Here is an 18895-nt window from a genome sequence, read left to right on the forward strand (position 1 = left end):
TTTGCAAGATTTGAAAAAAATTTCATTGAAGGGCCTTCTAATTCTTTCTTTTATGGGTTTTAGAAATATAGGATTAAAACCGTCCAATTTAATTTAACTAAAAATTTACTCAAAACAAATAAAAATTTTACTTTTCGCTTTCTAAAAAAATTGTACAGGAGGAAATGAAAGGTGGCAAAAATGGTACAATTTAATATAGTGGTTCTACCAGTTGATAAATTAAATTTTTCAATTACATCTTAAATCGCAGATAGTGGCAATAATCCTTTTAAAACACTATATCTTCTTTATGGTGGATTTGGTAATTATACTAGCTGGGTGTCAGAAACAAGCATTCAAAGATTAGCTGAGGGAAGGAACCTGGCTGTTGTGATGCCTTCTGGGAATAATTCTTTTTATCTGGATCAACCAGAATCTGGAAATTTTGGGATACTTATATTGAAAAAGTTCTTGACTGGCTTCCATTGAAAAATTGATCGCCAGCCGTTGAATGTAATTTAATTCAAGGAGAGGAAACTAAAATTACCTTTTAAAAATCATAAAATCGTATTCAATATAACACCATACGAAATAAAACCCTTTAAAGTGTGATTAAAATGAAAAAAATAATTTTTGTAATGGGAATTACTTAGAAGGTGTAAAAAATGAAAGTGTTGGGGATAGATTTTGGGACAACTTCTTACAGTGCATGCTTATACGACAGTAAAAGTAAAGAAATTGCCTTCGCAAATAAACAAAATACAAGTTTAATTTTCGATGGTTTAAAAAGTGAATTTGACATAAAAAAATTAGAAAGTGATTTTGATTCTTTTATAAAATATCTAACTAAAGTTTTTGATTTAAAAGGAACCAAAGCTATTTCGGTCACCGGAAATATGCATAGTTTTTTTCTTGTGAAAGATAACACCCCAATAACAAATATAATTACTTGGCAAGATCAAAGAGCTTTAGAGAAAAATGAAAATGGAATTACATATGTAGATTATATTAATAAAAATTATAAATCGCTATTTTCAAAATTTCAATACTTTCTAAGCCCAGGGTATGCTGTCACAACTTTACTCCCTTTACAAAAATTTCTACGTACTTCGGGGTTTTCTCTCCATTTTGCTCCAGATTTCATTGTAAAAAAGCTCACTGGAGATACTACATACGATTCAATACCTATAGATCCTACTATAGCGCATAGCAGTGGATTTTACGCATTAGAAAACAAAGATTGGAATTGGAAACTAATCAATGCATTGGGATACAGCGAAATTCACCTTCCCAAAATTGCTGAACCTGGAACTTTTGTTGGGAATGTTGGAAAGTACATCCCTCAATTAACTGGTACCCCGATTTTTTTAGGGATGGGTGACAATCAAGCGTCAGTTTTAGGCGCAATTTTTGAAAAGAAACTTGAAACTTCTTACAATAAAATAAATTCGATGGTTATAAGCATAGGAACAAGTGGGCAAATATCTGCTGTAGTTAAGGAAATAAAAAGGATTTCAAAATACATAGATTATCGACCTTTTTTAAATAATTATTATTTATTAGTTGGAGCTAGTTTATCCGCTGGTAAGACTATTGACACTATTAAAGATTTTATAAAAAGCTTTATAAGCTTGGCTTGTAAAAAAAACGTTGAAGACGATTATGTTTACGAATTCATCAAGAATTCAATGTTACCTGTTTCACCTTTAAAATTTCGCACTACATTAAACGGTACACGTTATAATCCTCAATTGAGAGGAGCCATTGATAACATAAGTTTAAACAACTTTACAATTCAGAATCTAGTTACAGCAGCTGCATATGGAATAGTGGAAGAACTCTACAAATATTATAGAGAAATGGATATTGATTATGAAGATATCTTAGGGGTGGGGAATGGTCTACAGAAAAATAAATATTTTATAAGCATCATAAAAAAAGTCTTTAATAAAAATTTTTACCTAAGTAAATTGGAAGAAACTACAAGTTTTGGCGCTGCTGTGTGCGCAATGGAAGGAAAAACGAAAGGGGAGGTCGACATTCAAGGATGAATAAAGAGAAAATTCAAGAACAACTAAAGAAACCGTTGATAATTAAAGAAACAAGGTACACTTACTAATCAAAACGTTGTTCTTTCCACTGATTGTTGAACCCTATCAATTATTCTCAAGAAAAAGAATTTCTTGTCTCAACATCTCAAATCTATTTCTTCCATACATTATCCTCTTAATAACTTTCAATTTATTCACAGAACCATCTGCTAATCTTTCGATGTATAAAATTTCTAACCGCTTGCATATCCCGTTTTAAACTGTTCACAAATTGATCTATCTTTTGAAATAAGTGGTTCTGCTTCTTTGAACAGTATCGTATGCACTGTAATATTTTTTGTGTATTCCTTCCTCTAAGGTTAAAGTTATTACAAAATGATTTGTAATTGCCGGACTGATAAAAATCAAGAAACTTCTAAATATGTATTTCTCAAAACATTATTTGAAAACTCTTGGTTCTACTAAACTGTGTGACTATTTCAATTTAAATTCAGTATGTTTAGTAGACGAAATCGAAATACAGTTGAGAAGAATTACCATATAATGAGCTTTGTATGGTAAATGATAAAAACGTGGTATCAAATAAATTATAATATAAAGAAGGTAAACCTTTAATATTGAATGTATAAAATGTATAAAAGGTAGTTAAAGTACGTGTTTTAGAATTTCTATAGACAATAAAAATTATAAAGAGGAGAAGTGTTAAAATGTTAAAAAGAGGGGTAATCCTTGAGCCTAATAAAATTGTTATAAAAGAATATTCACTAGATCGTGATCCAAAAAATGACGAAAGCCTTTTAAAAATCTTATATTGCGGAATCTGTGGCTCAGATGTTCACGTTTTCAAAGGGAAACATCCTTTTGTAGAATTTCCAGTTTCGACTGGGCATGAAGTTATTGTAATCATTGAAAAGTCTGATATATTTAAAAAAGGCCAATATGTTGCTATTAGGCCCTCCATTTGGGATAATGAATGTTACTATTGTAAACATGGAATGCCTCATATATGTGAGAACTTAAAAGTTAGAGGATTTCAAGAAGAGGGTTTATTAGCAGAAAAAGTTATAATACCAAACGAAGCGATTTTCCCAATTAATCCTAAAAACGATGAAGTTGAAGCCTTCACATTAACTGAACCATTGTCAACAGCTGTTCATGCCGCAAAGCTATCGTGTCTAGCTGGAAAAAGAGTAGCCGTAGTTGGTTTGGGAACAATTGGAATTCTTACGGCTGCAGTTGCTAAGGTCTATGGTGCAAAAGAGGTAATAGGTTTTGATGTTAATTCTTGGAAGGTGCAAAAAGCAAAAGAATTCAACTTCGTTTCAGATGCATTGAGCCCTCAAGAAACTAATGCCTATAAAGATTTTGATGTTGTTTTTGAAGCTGTAGGGATACAATCGTCAATTGATACAGCTTTTAACTTAGTTAGAAAACATGGTACAATTATTGTAATAGGTGTTTTCGCTGGTCCTGGTACTGTTCCACTACATTTAATTCAAGATAGAGAGTTTATTATAAGGGGGGCCCTAATGTATACTGATGATGATTTTTCAGAATCAATAAACTTAATTTCTCAAAAGAGAATTAATACTCAATTATTAATATCAAAAATTTTCGATGGAATAGATCAAGTACCTGATGCATTTCACTACGCAAGTAATGAAAAAAACTCATTTAAAACTTTGATTAAATTATAAAGAAGGTGTGCTTATGGAAGCTATTTATATAAAGCAACCTCATCAAATTGAAGTAATTAATAAAGAGGAACCATCTACAAAGGAAAATGAGTCATTGATAAGGGTATTAGGTTGTGGGGTTTGTGGGACGGATTTAAAAATCTTTAAGGGGGAAACTTTGGCTACTTATCCTCTTATACCAGGACATGAAATCGTTGGAGAAATAGTAAAATCTAAGATATTTGAGAAAGGAACCAAAGTTACCATTGATCCAAATAGACCTTGTGGTGTTTGTCAGTATTGTAGGGAAGGTAAAATTCATCTTTGTGAGAATCTAAACGCAGTTGGGGTAAATAGAGATGGTGGTTTTGCTGAATTTCTTTCGGTTCCAAATGAACAGATCTATACATTAAACGAAAATATACAAGTAAAAGATGCGATATTTGCAGAGCCTCTTTCCTGTATAATCCATGGAATAGACCTTTCTAATTTCTCTTACACTGATGATATAGCAATAACAGGAGGAGGAGCAATAGGTTTGATTTTCGCTATGCTGTTAAACAGATTTTCAGTAGGAAAAACTGTTATATTTGAGATTTCTCAAGAAAAAATAGAATTTATAAAAAACGAGTTTCGCTTGGAAGTAGAGCATCCTAACAATAATCGTCAATCTAAAAAATTTGATATAGTATTTGAATGTTCTGGGACTGTTTCAGGTTTTGAAACAGCTTATAACTTAGTAAAAAAGGTGGAAAAATTATAGATTTTGGAGTCACACCAAAGGGATTGAAATCAAAGGAAGTAGAGCCTTTTAAAATATACAGTGAGGAAATTTCGATCACCGGCTCTTATGTAAATCCTTTCACCATGCAAAGAGCTGTGAAAATTCTTAATAGCAATGAATTCCTTTTTCAAAAATTATTAACCGATGTTGGTGATCTTTCAGAGATAATAAAATATATATCTTCTGACCCAAAGTCTTTCTTAAAAGCTGCATATATAATTCAATAGAATCAAAAAATCATAAACTATCCCATCTAAATTTTAATGGGATTTTTATTTACACAAAATTTACAATAGATATTTCTTTGATAAATAGAGAGTTTCTGGTAGTTTTGTCTAAAATCCGCCAATTTAGTCCAAAATTTGGAATTATTGCCAAATAAAGCCAATTATTATCAAAAATCTTCGATTTACTCGTCGAGAGTTAATTTTGATTTTATTATTTATTAATTTATAATAAGAATTAGTAACGCAATCGATTGCTTACTAAATGCTTATGGAGGGTAATCCCATGCAAAAACCAACAATAAAGGACATCGCAAAGGTTTTGAATATCTCTCCCTCTACAGTTTCAAGGGCGTTGTCTGGTAAACCTGGTGCAAGTGAAGAATTAAGAAAAAAAGTTATAGATACCGCTCAAAAATTAGGATATATGAAAAATCTATCCGCAGGTACCCTTAAAAATTCAAAATCAAAGATTATTGGTGTTATAGCGTTTGATATAAGGAACCCTTTCTTTTTGGAATTTTTAAAAGGAGTAGAAGATGTTTTATTCCCACGTGAATATAAGATTTTGTTAAGTAACGTCGACGAGAATGTGGATAAAGAAAAGATCTATTTAAACTGGATGATCGGTCATGGAGTTGAAGGTATTTTAGCCTCACCAGTTACAGAAAGTACTGGTAGAAGCAATTTGAGAATATATCAAGACTTTTTCAAAATTGGTATACCAATAGTTTTCTACGATAGAATGTTTTATAATCAGAATCAGTTTGATCATGTGATTGTAGATAACCAAGATGCAATTATTCAAGCCTTAATGTATTTAAAAGAAAATGGTCATGAAAAGATCGGTATTTTTTTATCTAAAAAAGGAATATTCACTATAGAAGAAAGGCTCAAAGGATTTATTAAAGGTTGTAAATTGTTGAATATCCCCGTAAAAAACGAATGGATATGTGAAGATATATACCCTCACGAAAAAACAATAGAAGTTTTAAAAGATCTAAAGAGAAAAAATAATTTACCCACGGCGATAATAGCTACAAACAACAATATAACTAAGTATATAGTCTACGCAGCTAAAAAAAATAACATAAAAATTCCTGAAGAACTGTCTTTAGTTGGATTTGATGATTTACCAGAAAATGAACTGATAGATCCACCTTTAACGACTATAAAACAACCAATATTAGAAGAAGGTAAAATAGCTGCCACATCTTTGCTGTCAAGGATAGAAGATAGATATGCCAGACCTATGAGAGTAATATTAAAAGGAGAATTAATAAAAAGAAAATCAGTAAAGAATTATGTATAAGAGATAAATTTTCTAATTTCTTATGAGTATCCTATAACTTTAATATGGAGGTGGTATTATGAGGTTTAAAAAGTTTTTACTGTTTGGTTTGCTGATAGTTGGATTAACGATTGCTTTTGCTGCTGAAAAAACCACTCTTTATTACACTACTCTTTTTCATAGTGGTGATGCACAAGCTATGGAAAAGATCGTTCAAAGAATCAACCAAGAATCAGAAGACATGTATGTTATATTGGTGCAAGGAGCATGGGAAAATTACTACGCTCAACTTATAAATCAAGTAGTTGCAGGGAATGCTCCTCAGGTTGGTATTGTACATTCAAATATGTTTCCATCTATGAAAGATGCACTTACCCCACTGAATGCTTCCCCGGCAGGTGATTTATTAGCAAAAGCTGGATTTTCCAGAGAAGATTTCTATACTGATGTATGGGACTCTTCAACTTTTGACGGTCAACATTATGGTATTCCATTAGATACCCATATGTGGGCAATGTGGTATAACAAAGATATCTTTGAAGAAGCTGGGTTGGATCCTGATGATCCCCCAACTAATGCTGCAGAACTGGAATATGCAGCCCAAAAAATAAAAGAAGCCGGATATTATGCAGTTCATTTCGCAGAAGATGGGGTTGCTCGAAAGCTGATGAGAGCTTGGTATATTTTCTATTGGCAATTAGGCGGAGAATTATTTGATGGAAATTATACAAAAGCCACTTTCAACAATGAAAAGGGACTCCAAGCTTTGGAGTATTTGGTAAACAGTGTTCAAGAATGGAATTGGAATATTCCCGGTTCAGATGGATTTAAGCAGTTTGCTGCTGGAGAATTAGGGATACTATTTGCTGGGAATTGGTACTATTATTCAGCTGAAAACGCTCAGATAAATTATGGAGTAGCAAAAATACCAACCATATTTAACAGTCCCGCAACTTGGGGGAACAGCCATAATCTTGTTATTCCTAAACAAGCAACCTCAAATCCTCAAATTTATGAGCAATCCATGGAATTAATTAGAAGAATAACGGAACTAAGTTATATGTGGGGTATGTTTGGTGGACATTCTCCAGCTTACAACGAATCAAGAAATTCTCCCGAATTGTTAAATTCACCTGTATGGAGAAAAAGTTTAAATGTGTTTAGTCTAATGGCAGAGGAAGGTTATTTACATTATCCCCCAAACCACCCTAAAGCAGCAGAGTTAGAAAATGCTATTCAAGTTCATGTTCAACAGGCTTATAACGGAACATTGACACCTGAAGAAGCCTTAGCAAAAGCAGAAGAAGAATGTAACAGAATTCTATCAGAAGAATGAATACTAATAGAGGGGGATTTTCCCCCTCTATTAATATAGATATTGAGGTGATAAGTTTTGAAGCAAAGGGCTAGAGATCAATGGAGTGGAATTTTATTTGCTCTACCGTTTGTAATAGTATGGAGTGTTTTTACCTTATGGCCTGTTATTTCAGGTTTTATAATTAGCTTACACAATTGGGACCCTTTAAGAGGATCAGAATATATAGGCTTTGAAAATTATAAGTATCTTTTTACAAGTGAACGTTTTTGGAATGCTTTTTTTAATACTTTTGAGTTTGCCCTTATTATGATTCCTTTAACTTTAATCTTTGGATTACTATTTGCATTCTTCCTATATTTTTCAAAAAGTAAAGCCAAAGGTTTTGTAGAAGGTGCTCTCTTTTTCCCATATCTTTTGAATGTTTCTATAATTAGTCTTGTTTGGAAATGGCTTTTTGATCCTGACTTTGGATTAATTAATGAATCATTAAAGATGATCGGGATTTCTAACGCACCACAATTTCTGAATCATCCTGTGTGGGTTATTCCAGCCATAGCTTTTGCAAGTGCCTGGTGGTTAATGGGTTATAGGATGACAATTTTTCGGGCAGCGTTAGAAAGCCAACCTGTTGAAATAGTGGAGGCTGCAATAATTGATGGAGCTAACAAATGGCAAATAATGTTTAAAATCTTATTCCCTCTAATAAGACCTCAATTTCTTTTTGCAATGGTTTTAACAATAATTTCTGGATTTAACGTATTGGGACAAGTGATGATAATGACTGAAGGTGGGCCGGGTAGATCTTCCGAAGTTTTAGCTTTATATTTATATAGAGAAGCATTTTCATATTTCCGAATGGGGAGGGCTGCTGCAATCGGATTTATTTTATTTGTAATTATTTTTATTTTCACTTTGATTGCTATGAGATACATGGGAAACGAAAACAAAGGATAGAGTAGGAGGGGTTTTTTTGAAAAAGCGCGGAAACACAAAATTTTTTGATATTATAATGATAATAATAGCCATATTATGGTTGATACCAGTTTTTTGGATGGTTGATACTGCTTTTAAGCCAACACCAGAAATCTTCACTAGACCTCCCAAATGGATCCCAGAAAGTTTTACATTAGAACACATTAGAGGTGTAATTAATAATTGGCCATTTGGAAGATGGTTATTAAATAGTGTAGTTGTCTCTGGTTTTTCAACGTTAATCTCACTTTTCTTATCAATATTTGCAGCATACTCCTTTGCTAGAATTCAGTGGAAAGGAAGAGATTTTTTGTTTGTTGTTTTACTCGCAAGTATGCTAATCCCTTGGCAAATAAATGGAGTCCCACTATATTTTTTAATGAATAATTTAAACTTGTTAAATAAATTAATTGCAGTTATTTTACCTATTTCTGCCATGCCAATAGGAGTTTTTTTATTGAGACAATTTTTTATAGGAATACCAACTGAATTAGAGGATTCAGCTAGAATTGATGGTTGTAATAGATTAGACATTCTTTTTAGAATAATTATTCCTGTCTCAGCTCCTGCTTTATCTGCATTAGGGATTTACATGTTTATCTTTAGTTGGAATGAATATTTTTGGAGCTTAATAGCACTACAAAGAATTAATAAGTTCACATTACCAATAGGTTTGAATACATTGCAAGGAGCATATGATATTGAATATGGTTTACTTATGGCCGCCGCATTTTTGGCTTCGATTCCTGTAATGATTGTTTTTCTAATTTTAAGAAGGCAAATAATTAAAGGAATGAGTTGGTCAGGTGTGACTAAATAATTTACTTCATTCAAAATATTAGCTAAAGAGGTGTTATATATGAATTTAGAAGGAATAATCACAGCACTTGTAACTCCTTTTGATGAAAAAGGAAATATAAATGAAGAGTTATTAAGAAGTTTATGTGAATATCAAGCTAATAAGCAAGTTAATGGGATTTTGGTTCTAGGAACAACTGGGGAAGGAATTTCATTAAGTATGGATGAAAGAAAATTAATTGCCGAAATTGTTGTCGATGAATTAAAAGGAACTGTCCCAGTGATAGTACACGTTGGTAGTAGCAACATAAAAGTAGTATTTTCTCTTGCTCAACATGCTGTAGATATTGGTGCTAATGCAATTACCTCAATTGCACCATATTTTTTCAAAATGAGTGATAAGGAGATTTTAGATTTTTACGTTGGACTATCCAACAACGTTCCAAAAGATTATCCGATATTTGTCTACAATTTTCCTGAAGCAGCTGGTAATGATGTAAATCCTGTTATTTTAGGAAAATTGTTAGATAAAGTTGAAAATATAGCAGGTATTAAATATAGTTCAAGCAATATGATGAGAACGCAAGAATACCTAAAATTAAAAAAGAATAATTTTAAAATTTTTACAGGAGCAGATCAACTTTTTTATCCAGCGTTGTGTTTAGGGTGCGATGGGTTAGTTTCAGGAAATGCAAATGTTCTTCCCGAATTGTATTTAGCTATTTTTAGAAGTTTTAAAGAAAATAATCTTAAAGCTGCAAATAAACTTCATTATTTTGGTAATGAGATTGCTAAACTCTTTAAATATGGAAATATTCCTGCTTTAAAAGCAGGAATGAAACTCAGAGGGATTGATGGAGGTTACGTGAGACAACCTTTTAGAGAATTAGGCATACATGAAACCAACAAACTTCAAGTAGAATTTAGTCAAATTCTTAAGCAAATTAGAAAAATATTACCTCAGATTTAAATAGTTAATTGGTGTATATAGATAGAATAAAAATATTTTTGCTAGGAAAGGAGATATTTTATATTTTTTGGAATTTTTAAAGATAGTAAATATAGTAGAATGAGGAGGTTATTTTTATATGCAAAAAAGGAAAGTAGGAATAATCACATTTTCAGACGGAAGAGATTTTGTTCATGAGGAAACCTTAGAGATGAACAAAAAATTTGAACACAGGCTAGTAAAAGCGTTAGAAAGCACCGGTGAAGTAGAAGTAGTGAGAGCTTCAGACATTGTAAACAAACCATCCAAGGCCAAAAAAGCCGGAAAAGAAATGATGAAAGCAGAAGTGGAAATGACGATCTTCAATTATTCTATATGGTGTTGGCCTCACTTAAGCGTTATGGCTTCACTTTATGCCCCTGGACCGTATTTAACTTATGGCCAAATAAATCCAAAGTATCCTGGAATGGTAGGATTGTTAGCTGCAGCTGGTGCTTTAGAGCAAATAGGAATATTCCCAGAAAGAGTTTGGGGTGAGCCAGAAGATCCGACGGTTTTAGAAAAATTACTAAAATACATACGTGCTGCCAGTGCTGCACATAGGTTAAAAGGAGAAAGGTACGGAATGTTTGGTGGAAGGCCCATGGGAATGTACACCGCTTCTGCCAATGGAGATCAATGGATGAAAGAATTTGGAATTGATGTTGAACAGGTAGACCAATATGCATTGGTTTTAAAAGCTGAAAAAGTACCATCCCAGAAGAAAAAGAAAGCAAGAGAATGGCTTGAAAAATTAGCAACCGTTAAATATGACGGCAATAGACTCACCCCTGAAATTTTAGAGAAACAGATAGGATTATATTACGCTGCACTTGAAATTATAAAAGAAGAAGAGCTTGATTTTGTTGGATTCAAGGGACAACCTGAAATGACAAATAATTATGCAACATTAGATATCGCAGAAGCTTTTTTGAACGATCCATACGATTTTGATGGTGCAAAGGAACCTATTGTTGCAGCAACCGAAACAGATATGGATGGAGCTTTAACGATGGAAATCTTTAAACATATAGCCCAAACCCCTGTACTGTTTGCTGATGTGAGGCATTACTTCAAAGAAGAGAATTTATTGGATTTAGCAAACTCTGGACAGCATGCGACATATTTTGCAGGAAAATCTAACAAACCTGAAGAAAATTTGAAAAACGTGATTATACACCCTGAAGATTTTTATTTTCCAGCGGGTGGTGGTGCTGTTAAACACTTTGCAGCCCCTGGAAGAGTCACATTAGCAAGACTTGCAAGACAAGATGGAAATTATGTAATGACGATAGTTCCCGCTGAGTTTGTCGAACTTTCTGAGGAAGAAAAGAAAAGATTGAGCGAACAAGTGCAAATCGAATGGCCACATGCATATGCTAAACTAGATACTGATATGGAAACTTTTTTGGAATATTATCCTTGCAACCATACACATGGGGTATATGGAAATTATTTAGATGAGTTGGTACATTTTTGTAAGATTAAAAATATCGGTTATCAGATTTTGGATTGAAAAAAATTTATATGGAAGTGAAAAAATGGATGTTATTAGAAAATCTTTTATATTTGACAAAATCCCAGGTAAACTGAGTTCTCATTCAGTAAGTCTGTGTAAAATCAATGAAAAAGAAATATTAGCCTTTTGGTTTGCGGGAACCTGGGAAGGTAATAAAGATGTTGATTTATTTACTTCCCGGTACAATATTCTTGAAGGAAGTTGGGAATCTCCAAAACTTTTTGTGCAGGATCCTGTGAGATCTCTGGGGAATACCTGCCCAGTATTATTTGATAATAAAATAAGGGTTTATTATGTTGCCATGGAAGGTAAAAATTGGACTGAAACGTCATTGTGGTATAAAGAGTCTTATGATCAAGGAACAACTTGGACTCAAGAAAAACCTTTTTCTCTAGTTAACAATAACCTTTTGTTTGGAACTAAATTATTGAAATTAAGAGATAACAGATATGTTTTTCCTATATATAATGAAAAGATGTGGATTAGTACCCCCTATATATCAAATGATATTCAAAGAAACAAATGGAAAAAATTTGGTGAGATTCAGACGGAAAAGGGAAATATTCAACAAGACATGGTCGAAATTAAAAATCACATTTTTTCGTTGCTAAGAACTAGAGATGGTTATATTTATAAAACAACTTATGACTTAGAAAGGAAAGAATGGGATAAACCCAAATCTACAGGAATACCAAATCCAAATTCAAGAGTGGCTTTAGAAAAGATAGGAAATTTATTAGTTTGTTGTTGTAATCCGTTGGGTTTAGAGAAAGGAGAAATTATTGAAGATCCTAGAAAGTTATCTAATTTGGAGGATCCGTTTTGGGGTAAAAGAGAAAAGTTGTCTATTTTTACTTCATATGACTTTGGAAATACGTGGCATGAAGAAATTATTTTAGAAAATTCAAAAAACAAAGAATATTCATATCCATGGATTCAGATAATCAGTGAATCTGAATTAATGGTTGCATATACTTATGAAAGAAGAAATATTGCTTATACTATAATAAAAATATAAAGTACACCGGGAGGAACTAAAAATGTATTTAGTGGGAGTGGATATCGGAACTCAAAGCACTAAATCAGTTATCACGGATGAAAATGGAAAAGTCATTGCAGAAGCTTCTAAAGAATATTCTGTTTTGACACCTCAACCCAATTGGGCTGAACAATGGCCTAATGTGTGGTTTGATGCTGTGATTGATACTCTGAAACTAGCAATAGAAAAAAGGAAAATAGATCCAAAAACCGTTGCAGGAATCGCTATCAGTGGATTATATGGAGGTTCGGGAATCCCGGTTGATAAAGATTTCAACCCTCTGAGGCCCTGCTTGATCTGGATGGATAGGAGAGCAACAAAAGAAACAGATTGGGTTAAAAATAATGTTCCCAAAGAAACTTTATTTGGGATAACAGGTAATTATGTTGATAGTTACTTTGGTTTCACAAAAATCATTTGGATAAAAAATAATGAGAAGGATATTTGGGAAAAAACTTATAAATTTATAACACCAAAAGATTTCGTCATTCACAAATTAACAGGTGAAGTAATAATAGATTTCTCTTCTGCTGGTAATATCGGAGGGATTTTCGACATTCATAAAAAATACTGGTCAGAAGAAATGTGCAAAATGCTTGGAATAGATTCAGATAAATTGCCTGAAAAGATAGTTAAATCTTCTGAGATTGTAGGAACCCTCAACAAAACATATGCTCAAGAGATCGGACTTTTAGAGGGCACCCCGATAATCGCTGGAGGAATAGATGCACCCGTTGCTCAATTAAGTGCGGGATCTGTCAACGAAGGTGAACACGTAGCTATGGTTGGGACTTCGACATGTTGGGGCAATATTCACGATGGCAAATACCTAACCCCTGAATTGGTTAGTTTTCCATATGTTGTAGATGATTTAGCAAAGATATACACGTTTGGGGGAGGAGCCACTTCGGGAGCCATAGTGAGATGGTTTCGAGAAGAGTTCGGGGAATATGAAAAAGAATTTGAAAGAAAAAGAGGTATTTCTGCTTATTCACTTCTTGAATTGGAATCAAAAGATATTCCTCCTGGAAGTGATGGGATTATAGTTTTGCCATATTTTATGGGTGAAAGATCACCTGTTTGGGAATCAAGTGCTAAAGGAACTATTATAGGACTTAACTTGTACCACAAAAGAAGACATCTTTACAAAGCTTTTATGGAGTCTGTAGCCTATTCCCTGAGACATAATATGGAATATGCAGAAAATACTGGAATGAAATTGAATTCCGAATGTTACTTAGTAGGAGGAGCTGCTAAGAGTGATATTTGGACTCAAATATTTGCAGATGTGACAGGATATATTATGAAAAGAACGGATCAAGATGTTGAAGCACCTTTAGGAGATGCATTTTTAGCTGGCTTAGGAACAGGTGTATTTCCCGATTCACAAGATATTAAGAAATGGATAAAGTTCAAAGAAAATACTTCCCCAGACGTTAATAACAAAAGTGTTTATGATAAATACTTCAATTTATACAAAAAGTTGTATGAAAATACCAAAGAAATAATGAAACAATTATAGTCTCATTGATTGAAAAAATTTACCGGTATGGAGTAGCAAAAATCAAGAAAAGGCAACGGATAGAATTTATAGCCCCTTTATGGGGCTTAATTTTTTTGTATGTTATAAGATCTTAAGAAACTTGATTATGATTGTAAAAAGGTATATCATAATAGTGAGAAGAAAAAGGATGGGGTGGGCTGTGGGGTAAATGGGCGCTAAAGTAGGTTTTAGAGTTTTTAAAGAAAAATTTTATAATTTTAGGGAGTGAAAAAGGTATATGTATTACGTTGGGTTTGATATTGGCTCATCGAGTATTCATGTAGCGGTCATTGATGAAGAAGGAAAACTAAAATACGTTAAAGAAAGTATTCCACATTTTGGTGTGCCGTTAAAAAGGTTACCCGAGATTTGGGAATCGATAAAGCCTGAATTGGATGGGGAGATACTTTCCACTTCTTTTACCGGAATAGGCGCACAACTTTTCAACAAAGTGTTTCCGGAACTCTTGTTTGATTACGAGAGCGTTACTATCCCCAAAGGTGCTTCTTTTCTTGAACCAAATGTTTCCTATGTATTCCACATTGGAGCAAAGGATTCTTATTTTCTAAGACTTGGACATCTTAAAGAAAAGGTGAACCTTTTGGAATGGTCAGCTAACAGCAAATGTGGTGGTGGTTCGGGAATCTTAGTAGAAAAACAATTGAAAAGATTATACTTAAAAAACGATTCTGAGTTTTTTCAAATAGATGATTACTCACGAAAAATCGAGCTAATGAAAAAAATATATGCACAAGCAGAGGACGAGGTGAAAGATTACAGCGATATTCAGGGCTTCAACGCCAGATGTGGTGTTGTGATTCAATCAGATTTGATACACGAACAAAACGAAGGTGCTCAAAGGCCCTTTTTAGTTGCAAAATTGTATTCTACAGTAGCTAGGAATTATAAAAATGACGTGATTGGAGCTAGGGAACTTGATACTTCTCTTTCTGCAATCGCTACGGGCGGAGTCTTCTCAAGTGACTACATCCTAAAAAGTTTCAATATGTTGACAAATTTAAATGTAAAAAGGCCTAAGTACCATACGGGGATTGGAGCAATTGGAATAGCTTTGGAAGCGTTAGAAAAGAAGAACAAATTTGTGATAGATTTTAACAGACTTTCTGAAATTTCTAATTTTACGAAGAGTAAACGTCCCTATGCTAAACCTCTTTATGCCTTCCTTGACAAAGTCCACAACTACGAAGGAAAAATTGAGCAAGTGCAACCTGATGTGGTAAGAGACGTCACCATTGGTGTAGACGGTGGTTCAACTACCACAAAAGCTGCTATTGTAGACGTTGAAACGGGAGCCCTTTTAGACAAGATCTATATCAGCACCCATGGTGATCCAGAAAGAGCTCTTAAAGAAGTATTTAGACATTTAGCCAAAAAATCTGACAATTATAATGTGCTTGGAGTATGTACCACAGGATCAGCCAGAAAATTGTACGAAAGAATCTTGGTAAGTCAAAAGAAAAAAGAAACTTTAGAAGAGGAAGGATACACAGTTTTAGATGGAGCCGTTGATGAAGTCACATGCCATGCCAAGGGAATTAAATTCCACGATGAAAAAATAGACACGATATTTGAAATCGGCGGACAAGATATGAAGTTCACTTCTTTCAAACTTAATGGAGAAGAAGCTACAGATCAGATAAAAGAGGCTAGGATGAATTACTCATGTCAAGCGGGGGCAGGTCAAACATTGGAAAATATGGCCCAGTTGTTGGGCTTAGATGTCAAATCAACACTACAAGAAGCAGCATTAAAAGCAGAAAAAGTGCCAATTATAGATTCTACATGTGGCGTTTTCATGGAAATGGAAGAAAACCGTTTAATTTCCGAGGGCTTTTCGCAAGAAGAGATAGCGGCAGCGATAGTAAGATCCACCGCAGCTAGTTATTTTAATAAGTTTGTTGGAGGTCCACAACATGTCCAAAACAAATGCTCTTGTCAAGGTGGACCGGCCTTGGGCAAAGCTTTCCTGGCGGCAATGGCACAAGTTACAAACAAAGATATATATGCCTATCCCCACAGAGAATTGTTTGGAGCATGGGGAGCTGGTCTTTTCCTAAGAGAAGAGATACTGAAGCTGAAAAAAGAAGGAAAAGAAGTACGCTCAGCTTTCAGAGGATTTGAAGTAGTGGATATGAAATTTGAAAAAGAAGAGGTAATGTGCTCAGATTACTTCGGCAAATTGTCCTGCAAGGTAAGAAACTGCAAATTAAAAATCTTTACTATAGCAGGCGAAAAAGTTATAACCGGTGGTTTTTGCCCAAGAGGTAACAGTGAAGGGGCAGAAAAGGTAAAAGTAGATTATGTTGAAATTTTCCATAGATTGTTTGAAAAACATTTCGAAGGAATAAAATACGAAAAATTGGACGAAATAAATGTCGATAATGAAAAAACGGTAGGTATTCACAGAGCTGGAGTAACCTTAGGAGAAATAGGTATTTGGTCTGCCGCATTGTTGAGTAAAGTTGGATTTTTACCAGTAATCTCTCCAATCTCAGATGAAGAAATCGCTCAAAGAGGTATTAATATTGCTCCTACAGAGTTTTGTATAGCGATGAAACTTGTTATAGGTCACGGCGATCTGATGGCAAAGGATAAAAGGATAAAACACCTGTTTAATCCTTCGGTTATTGAAGAAGTGAGAGATAAAAAACCAATGAGAAAATTCTGTATATATACCGAGGCTGAAGGTTACTTGTTACAAGACATCTTGGGATTGGAAGAAGACAGGGAGATCCTTCCTGTTCTTTACTGGAAAGATAAAGAAAGATCTGCTCAAGCTATATACGACGAATTAAAAAGAATTGGTTACGATATTTCCAAAGAAGAGATAATGGAAGCTATGGATTATGCGGATCAAAAGTTAGAATCGTTCAAAAGCGATTTACATAAACAAGGGGAAAGATTCTTAAATAAATTAGAAAAAAATGAAGAGATAGGGTATGTAGGATTGGGGAGAGATTATGTTGTACTAGACCCTCAGGCTTCTTCACAATCAGGTTCTATGTTCACCAAGCAAAGAGGTATGAATTATATTCCACAAACTTTTTTGGAACAGTATTACAAGGATATTCCCATAGATGATCTTTCTTTCAACGAATACTGGTATCAAAATGCTCATATTCTCCAAGCTTCTATATTTGTGGCACAACATCCAAAACTATTTCCAATAAGACAGATGAATTTTGCTTGCGGACCAGATTCGGTGAAATTTTATCATGAAGATGAGATATTCAAAAGAGCAGACAAACCGTTTTTGCATTTAGTAACAGATGCTCAAACTAACAACGCCCCCTTTGTTACAAGGGCTGAGGCCCACGATCGAGTGGTGAAAAAGAGCAAGCCAAAAACAGATTTAGAGTTTAAAGATTTTGTCTTATTCCCAGATGGTCATAAGGACAAATTAAAATTAGGACAAAGGCAGTGGCTCATTCCTTACATGGGTGAGGCTAGTAACCTGGGAAAAGCTATGCTAAAACATTACGGAATAGAAGCGAAGGTCTTACCCACAGCCACAGTTCAAGCTAAAGAAGCGGCCGATAAGTTCATCACTACGGAAGTTTGTTTCCCCTTAAGAGGTGTTGTTGGTGATGCGATGGCAACCTTGGAAGAAATAGCCAAAGATAAAGGAAAAGATTGGATAAATGACAATACTGTTATTTTCTTACCGACCACTTCTGGCCCATGCCGTTTTGGTAAATATGGAGAAGTGCTGAAGATTTTTTTACATAAAGAGGGACTTGACAACATCCCTATAATCAGCCCTTCTGTTGATACGGGTTACCTACAGATAGAGGCACCAGAACAGTTTAAAACCCTTTACCAAAAAGCCGATGCATTAATAAACGTATTCAGAGCAATAAAAATGGCGGATATGACAGATGATTTAATCAGAAGGTTCAGACCATACGCAGATGATTTTTCTCATTTCGACGAAACTACCCAAAAACTCTGGGAAAATTTACAACAATTACTCATAGAAAAAGGTGGATCTATAAAATATCTAAAAAGATGGGTGAAAGATGCTATAGATACTTTCACAAAGTTATCTCCAAGTGCAAAAGAGCATTCACTTCCTTTAGTATTGTACATTGGGGAGATATATTCAAGACAACATGATCCTTACACAGATTATGTAATGCAAAGGATAGAAGAAGAAAGGTTAGGAATAATCAGGGGAACTATAGCTGAATGGTTAGAATATGTAATTTACATTAACGAAAGAAGAAACCCCAACTTACTTTTCCGATTTGTGGATAATTATATGGGTTTCACCGATTGGCGTTTCAAAAAAATTTTTGGGGCGTATTCTAAAGACCACACTGTTTTACCTAAACCTCAAAAAATCATCGATGATATGCAAAATAGTAGAAAGTACCACGGCGATATTGTAGGAGAATCACCATTAGTAATTGGAATATTTCTAAAATTTTTAAATGGTGAATTAACAAACGGCAGGCAACGGGTCTCTGGGATATTCCATGTCGGTCCTTTTACTTGTATGCAAGAAGGAGTGGCGATGGCAAAAATGGATGCCATCACCAAAGAAATATCAAAACGAGATCCTTCATTAGTTGTTCCCATGATTCATGCATTTTTTGGAGATTCTGCCAATACGAATCTCGAAGCTGAAATTGCAGCATTCAGAGAACAGTGCTATCTCAAACAAAAATTGACAAAATAAGGATCTACTCT

The 18895-nt window shown here is 34.0% G+C and carries 13 protein-coding genes and 1 pseudogene; all 14 read left to right on the forward strand.

All coding sequences use genetic code 11. The features are described 5' to 3' along the window. Positions 1 to 180 precede the first annotated feature (180 nt). Positions 181 to 426 (forward strand): annotated as a pseudogene (locus tag X928_RS10450) (acetylesterase); the annotation flags it as partial. Positions 427 to 644: 218 nt separating this feature from the next. Then, positions 645 to 2030 carry a sedoheptulokinase gene (locus X928_RS08170; RefSeq protein WP_103079288.1) on the forward strand — a complete coding sequence of 462 codons (1386 nt, stop codon included), beginning with the start codon at positions 645 to 647 and terminating at the stop codon, positions 2028 to 2030. A gap of 707 nt (positions 2031 to 2737) precedes the next feature. Next, positions 2738 to 3727, forward strand: coding sequence for a zinc-dependent alcohol dehydrogenase (locus X928_RS08175; protein ID WP_103079289.1), 990 nt, complete (start codon positions 2738 to 2740; stop codon positions 3725 to 3727). Between the two features lie 13 nt (positions 3728 to 3740). Further along, positions 3741 to 4469 (forward strand): alcohol dehydrogenase catalytic domain-containing protein, encoded by a 729-nt coding sequence (locus tag X928_RS08180; protein WP_103079290.1) that lies wholly within the window; start codon positions 3741 to 3743, stop codon positions 4467 to 4469. 23 nt (positions 4470 to 4492) lie between these two features. Next, positions 4493 to 4717 carry a hypothetical protein gene (locus X928_RS08185; RefSeq protein WP_103079291.1) on the forward strand — a complete coding sequence of 75 codons (225 nt, stop codon included), beginning with the start codon at positions 4493 to 4495 and terminating at the stop codon, positions 4715 to 4717. Between the two features lie 283 nt (positions 4718 to 5000). Further along, positions 5001 to 6026, forward strand: coding sequence for a LacI family DNA-binding transcriptional regulator (locus tag X928_RS08190; RefSeq protein ID WP_103079292.1), 1026 nt, complete (start codon positions 5001 to 5003; stop codon positions 6024 to 6026). A gap of 58 nt (positions 6027 to 6084) precedes the next feature. Next, the gene (locus X928_RS08195) at positions 6085 to 7341 is read left to right on the forward strand and encodes an extracellular solute-binding protein (RefSeq protein ID WP_103079293.1); all 1257 of its coding nucleotides are present in this window, start codon (positions 6085 to 6087) and stop codon (positions 7339 to 7341) included. 57 nt (positions 7342 to 7398) lie between these two features. Beyond that, the gene (locus X928_RS08200; RefSeq protein ID WP_103079294.1) at positions 7399 to 8277 is read left to right on the forward strand and encodes a carbohydrate ABC transporter permease; all 879 of its coding nucleotides are present in this window, start codon (positions 7399 to 7401) and stop codon (positions 8275 to 8277) included. A gap of 16 nt (positions 8278 to 8293) precedes the next feature. Continuing rightward, a complete protein-coding gene (locus tag X928_RS08205; protein ID WP_103079295.1) occupies positions 8294 to 9115 on the forward strand; it encodes a carbohydrate ABC transporter permease in 822 nt (273 codons plus the stop codon). A 39-nt stretch (positions 9116 to 9154) separates the two neighbouring features. After that, on the forward strand, positions 9155 to 10063 hold the full coding sequence (locus X928_RS08210) for a dihydrodipicolinate synthase family protein (RefSeq protein WP_103079296.1): 909 nt from the start codon (positions 9155 to 9157) through the stop codon (positions 10061 to 10063). Positions 10064 to 10181: 118 nt separating this feature from the next. After that, a complete protein-coding gene (locus tag X928_RS08215; protein WP_103079297.1) occupies positions 10182 to 11597 on the forward strand; it encodes an L-fucose/L-arabinose isomerase family protein in 1416 nt (471 codons plus the stop codon). Next, the gene (locus tag X928_RS08220) at positions 11542 to 12618 is read left to right on the forward strand and encodes an exo-alpha-sialidase (protein ID WP_103079298.1); all 1077 of its coding nucleotides are present in this window, start codon (positions 11542 to 11544) and stop codon (positions 12616 to 12618) included. Before X928_RS08215 ends, X928_RS08220 begins: the two co-directional genes overlap by 56 nt. Before the next feature lie 22 nt (positions 12619 to 12640). Continuing rightward, positions 12641 to 14161, forward strand: a complete 1521-nt coding sequence (locus X928_RS08225; RefSeq protein ID WP_012209400.1) for an FGGY-family carbohydrate kinase — start codon at positions 12641 to 12643, stop codon at positions 14159 to 14161. A gap of 259 nt (positions 14162 to 14420) precedes the next feature. Then, positions 14421 to 18884, forward strand: a complete 4464-nt coding sequence (locus X928_RS08230) for an acyl-CoA dehydratase activase-related protein (RefSeq protein WP_103079299.1) — start codon at positions 14421 to 14423, stop codon at positions 18882 to 18884. The last annotated feature ends 11 nt before the right edge of the window (positions 18885 to 18895 follow it).

The organism is Petrotoga miotherma DSM 10691, from assembly GCF_002895605.1.
GTDB classification, from domain to species: domain Bacteria; phylum Thermotogota; class Thermotogae; order Petrotogales; family Petrotogaceae; genus Petrotoga; species Petrotoga miotherma.